The sequence below is a fragment of the Thioclava dalianensis genome (genome assembly GCF_000715505.1).
Classification (GTDB): Bacteria; Pseudomonadota; Alphaproteobacteria; order Rhodobacterales; family Rhodobacteraceae; genus Thioclava; species Thioclava dalianensis.
Map to the genome: position 1 here is coordinate 1 of NZ_JHEH01000091.1, position 986 is coordinate 986.

Consider the following 986-nt stretch of genomic DNA (forward strand, 5'->3'; position numbering starts at 1 on the left):
AGAGGTGAGCAGCCGGTAGTCAGGGTGATCGCCGAGCAGCTCGGTGGCACGGTCCTCGATCGTATTGCGCTGGCGGATCAGGCTGCGCCCCTCGGCGAGCACCATCCGGAACATGCGCAAGGCATCGGAGTCTTCCGCGACCGGCAGGCCAACCGAGCAGCGTGCGGTCTCGTAAATGTCCGAGATGAGGGCAGTTTTGGAGACCTTACGCCCGACCACCTGCCAGGCCGCGGCAATGAAGGCCTCCTTGTCCATCGCGGCGATCAGATGCGGCGACGGGAACATCTCGAGAAAGGCCAGGAACCAGTCGCTGCGCGAGCTGCGGTGGAAGCGTGTCGCCTCAAGAAAGTAGAGCGGCAGGTAGTGCCCCTGGATCCGGTGCCACAGTTCCGTCTTGGCTCGCGAGACGATCTCGTGCGTCTTCGACAATTCCTGAATGTCGTTGGTGCCGGCGCGCAGAGGGTCCAGGAATATCTGAGTTGCCCCGATCTGCAGCATGTGAAGGATGACCTGGGCGTCCTTCGGATCGTTCTTGTCCCAGCTGTTGTGCAGGGCTTCACGGGTCCGCGCCATCGCGATCGATGAGACGAGCTTGAGATCAAAACCCGCGGCGCCAAGCCGATACATCAGCGCCCGATGATAGTTGCCGGTAGCCTCGAAGCCTATCTGCACCGGAGAGTTGTAATCTCCGAGCAAGGCAATCAGACGGTCGATATCGTCCACCGTGTTCGTGATGGTCAGTCGCCGCCGGCGCCGCTTGCCAGGGGCGGCAATCAACACCTCGTGGCGGTGTTTGGAAATGTCGATGCCTACCAGAACACGGGCATCCGCAGTATGTTGAACCTTGGTCATAGCCGGTCTCCTCTGTGGTGTGGTTCCCAAAACCACTATAGAGACCCAAGCCCGGTTATGGCCGCCCGCTGCGCGATGGGAGGGCTCCGCACGCGGCCATAAACTTACAAAACAGCCGGCTTCCTGACGTGCTA

General features: G+C 61.1%; 1 protein-coding gene. It reads right to left on the reverse strand.

Annotated features, from left to right (window positions below):
• A partial coding sequence (locus DL1_RS20645) for an IS110 family transposase (RefSeq protein ID WP_038070290.1) occupies positions 1-852 on the reverse strand: 852 nt, incomplete at its 3' end.
• Positions 853-986: the final 134 nt, after the last annotated feature.